Source organism: Phenylobacterium sp., from assembly GCF_024508875.1.
Taxonomy (GTDB): Bacteria; Pseudomonadota; Alphaproteobacteria; order Caulobacterales; family Caulobacteraceae; genus Phenylobacterium.
Genome location: NZ_JANINU010000214.1, coordinates 1 through 3806 on the forward strand (window position 1 = coordinate 1; position 3806 = coordinate 3806).

Below are 3806 nucleotides of genomic sequence, written 5' to 3' on the forward strand. Positions count from 1 at the left end.
GTTCGTCGACGAGATCCACCGCTTCAACCGCGCCCAGCAGGACGGTTTCCTGCCCTTCGTTGAGGAGGGCGTCGTCACCCTGGTCGGGGCGACCACCGAGAACCCGTCGTTCGAGCTCAACGGGGCGCTGCTCTCGCGCTGCCAGGTCTATGTGCTGAAGCGCCTGGACGACGAGGCGCTGGAGACCCTGCTGGCGAAGGCGGAGGAGCATGAGGGCCGCGCGCTGCCGCTCGACCGGGAGGCCCGCGCCGCCCTGCTTGCGATGGCCGACGGCGACGGGCGCTACCTGCTGACCCTGGCCGAGACGCTGTTCAACATCGGGTCGGCCACGCCTCTCGATACCAAGGGCCTGGGCCAGGTGCTGCAGAAGCGCAGCCCGGCCTACGACAAGGATCGCGAGGAGCACTACAACCTCATCTCGGCCCTGCATAAGTCGATCCGCGGCTCCGACCCCGACGCGGCGCTCTATTGGCTGGCGCGCATGCTGACCGGCGGCGAGGACCCGCTGTTCATCGCCCGGCGCCTGATCCGGGCGGCGGCCGAGGACATCGGCGAGGCCGACCCCATGAGCCTGGTGCTCGCGAACGCCGCCAAGGACACCTACGACTTCCTGGGCTCGCCCGAGGGTGAGATCGCGCTGGCGCAACTCGTCGTCCATCTGGCCGCCGCGCCGAAGTCGAACGCCGTTTACGTGGCCTACAAGGCGGCGATGAAGGCGGCCAAGGAGACCGGTTCGCTGATGCCGCCGGCGCATATCCGCAACGCGCCGACCAGGCTCATGAAGGACCTCGGCTACGGCAAGGGCTACGCCTACGATCATGATGCCCCGGAAGGCTTCTCGGGCCAGAACTACTTCCCGGACGGGATGGCGCGCCGCCAGTTCTACCAGCCGCGGGGCGAAGGCTCGGAGGCGCGGATCAAGGAGCGCCTGGACCGCTGGGCGCAGATGCGCCGCGAGCGCGGCGGCGAATAGCGCGACCATTGTTCTCCGGAAGATGTGGGCATAGGCTTTCCGCCTCTTTCCTGGGGAGGAAGACCATGACTGCGACTGCGGACGTTCCGCGGGCTGGGCCGGCCTGGCATTTCTGGCTCGTCGGCCTGCTCGCCGTGCTCTGGAACGGCTTCGGCGGCTACGACTACGTGATGAGCATGACAGGGGGCGACGCCTACCTGCGCAGCGCCGGCATGAACGACGGGCAGGTGGCCTACTTCCACGCCATGCCGCTCTGGATGGTCGCGTGCTGGGCGATCGGCGTCTGGGGCTCGGTCGCGGGAACGCTGCTGCTCCTCGCCCGCTCGAAGTGGGCCGTGCACGCCTTCGGCCTCTCGCTGATCGGGTTCCTCGCCAGCCAGGTCTATACGCACCTGCTCTCGGAAGGCGGCCGCCTGTTCGGAACGCAGGGGGCGATCATGAACGGCGTGATCTGCGCCGGCATCGTGTTCTTCCTCTGGTACTCGGCCCGGATGGCGAAGCAGGGCGTGCTCCGCTAGACCGCGGGGGTGAAAGCCCCGCAGCCCGTCCAGCTCTCCGCCGAAGAGGTCGCCTTCGTCCGCGGCCTCGTCATGTACGAAGACGCCGACATCCTGGCGCTCAACAAGCCGTCGGGACTGTCGAGCCAGGGCGGGCGAGGGCAGGTGCATACGCTGGACGAGCTGCTCTGGGCCTTCGCCAAGCCCGGCAAGGCGCGGCCCCGCCTGATCCATCGCCTGGATCGCGACACCTCGGGGGTCATCCTCACCGCCAAGACCAAGCCGGCCGCAGGTTTCCTCGGCAAGGCGTTGATGGCGCGGAAGTTTTCGAAGACCTACCTGGCGATCGTGACGCCTGGCGCGCCCGAGCCAAAGGGGGGGCGGATCGACCAGGCGCTGCGCCGCGACGAGCAGGGGCGCGAGGCCCACATGCGACCGTGCCCGGCGGACCACCCGGACGCCGAACGGGCGGTGTCGCGCTATCGCACGCTGGCCGAGGCGCCGGGCGCTGCGTTGCTGGAGCTGGATCCGGAAACCGGCCGCATGCACCAGCTCCGCGTCCACCTGGCCCACATTGGCCGACCCATCGCCGGCGATCCGCGCTACGGCGGCGCACTGGTGGTGGCCGGTCATCCCGTGCCGCGGCTGATGCTGCACGCGGCGGCCTTGGCGTTCCCGCATCCGGGCGGCGGAACCAAGCGCCTGGAAGCGCCGCCGCCACAAGACATGGCCCAGATGATCGCGACGCTGGGCCTCGGCTAGGAACGGCGCCGCCAGATCGCCCGTTTCGGCGTACAAGCACCGGAAGGGACACGCCTTTCCGAGTTGGACCGTTCGCCATGAAGCGCTTGATCATCGCCGTCGCCGCCCTGTCGCTCGCCGCCTGCGCCACCACCCCCACGCTCTATCAGCCCGCGGCCCGGCCGGATGGCGTGGGCTATTCAGAGTACCGGATTGAGCCCGGGCGCTATCGGGTCACGTTCCGCGGCGGCCCCGGCGCGCCGCCGCAACAGGTGATGGACTATGCCCTGGTGCGCGCCGCCGACCTGGCGATCGCCGGCGGCTACGACTGGTTCCAGGTCACCGACCGCTTCACCGAGGGCCGGCCGGACCGCGGGCCGCGCGTGGGCGTCGGCGTCGGCGGCGGCGACTTCGGCTACCGCAGCGGGGTGAGCGTCGGCGTCGGCACGACGTTCAACCTCGGCGGCGGTCCTTCGCTGGCCACGACGATCGAGGTGGTGATGGGGAAGGGCCAGCGGCCGCTGGGCCGCGACGCCTACGACGCCCGGGCGCTGCGCCGGACGCTGGGCGAGCGCATCTAGCGGGTCAGGCCACGTCCCGGCTGAGCTGAGTGATCGGCGGTGAGCGCATGCTGGCGTGGGTGAAGCCCGCCTTGTCGGCCAGGTCCATGTGGGCGAACCCGTCGAGTCCCTGGGCGATCAGGGCGGGGGCCTTGCCGCGCATTTGATGCGCCATCGTCCGCATCAGGTCCTCGACCTTGCTGATCGGCAGGGCGACGTCCGCGAAGTCCAGCGTCAGACCGTTGAACCGGGCGCCTTGAACCGGATGCAGCGAATCGCGGCCCGGCTGGAGCCGCGCCAGCACGCCCCGCGTGAGCCGGCCGACGAGGCTCACCACCTCGACCATCCGGCCGGTCGGCGTGCCGCGGTCGATGTCGACGAATTCCAGCATGACGCCCTGGCGGACGCGCTCGGGGGTGACGCCCTCCACGTTCATCAGCAGATGGCGGCCCTTGCGCGCGCCCATCGTGCGGAACGAGACCGGCACGATCACCGGCGGCTGGCTGCGGGCGTCCATGGGCGTGAACAGCGCCGCGAACGCCAGGGTGGCGCGGTCGATGGCCAGCATGTCCTCGTCCGGCAGGCGGCTGAACCGGCGGGCCGGAATGATCTCGCCCGTCGCCGCATAGGAGATCGTCGGCTCGACCCGCAGGACGGCGGTGACCTTGTGGCTCAGGCTGACGATGTGCTCGAGCGCGAAGTCGATCTGCAGGCGCTGGCCGTTCGCCGCCACGAACGACACCGGGTTGCGCTCGCGCTCGCGCTCGGCGCTGACCTGGCGGCGGTAGGACTGGGCCTCGTTCGTCTCCAGCGCCACCGCCAGGGCGGCCGGGTCCACGTCCGCGACGGTCAGTTCGTCGCCGTCGATCCGGTTGACCGTGCGGATGCGCACGTCCGTGTGCTCCACCGAGCCCAGGAAGAACTCGAGCACGTCCTCCAGGGCCTTCATGCCCACGGCCTGGGCGGCGACGCCATCCTCGGTGGTCATGGCGACCAGCACGTCGGTCTCGCCGATGCGGTGGTGGACGTCCTGGT

5 protein-coding genes are annotated in these 3806 nt (G+C 70.3%); 4 read left to right on the plus strand and 1 reads right to left on the minus strand.

The window, feature by feature from the left end; all coding sequences use genetic code 11:
* The 4 genes from Q0L11_RS15400 to Q0L11_RS15415 form a co-directional block, all read left to right on the plus strand.
* Window positions 1-973 (plus strand): replication-associated recombination protein A (locus Q0L11_RS15400; protein WP_296598383.1); only part of this gene is annotated, 973 nt, incomplete at its 5' end.
* A 65-nt stretch (window positions 974-1038) separates the two neighbouring features.
* Window positions 1039-1491: a hypothetical protein gene (locus Q0L11_RS15405; RefSeq protein WP_296598384.1), complete on the plus strand. Its 453-nt coding sequence runs from the start codon at window positions 1039-1041 to the stop codon at window positions 1489-1491.
* 9 nt (window positions 1492-1500) lie between these two features.
* The gene (locus Q0L11_RS15410) at window positions 1501-2232 is read left to right on the plus strand and encodes an RluA family pseudouridine synthase (protein WP_296598385.1); all 732 of its coding nucleotides are present in this window, start codon (window positions 1501-1503) and stop codon (window positions 2230-2232) included.
* Between the two features lie 77 nt (window positions 2233-2309).
* Window positions 2310-2792, plus strand: a complete 483-nt coding sequence (locus Q0L11_RS15415) for a hypothetical protein (RefSeq protein ID WP_296598386.1) — start codon at window positions 2310-2312, stop codon at window positions 2790-2792.
* Between the two features lie 4 nt (window positions 2793-2796).
* Here Q0L11_RS15415 and Q0L11_RS15420 read toward each other — a convergent pair.
* Window positions 2797-3806: hypothetical protein (locus Q0L11_RS15420; RefSeq protein WP_296598387.1), on the minus strand; the 1010-nt coding region annotated here is incomplete at its 5' end.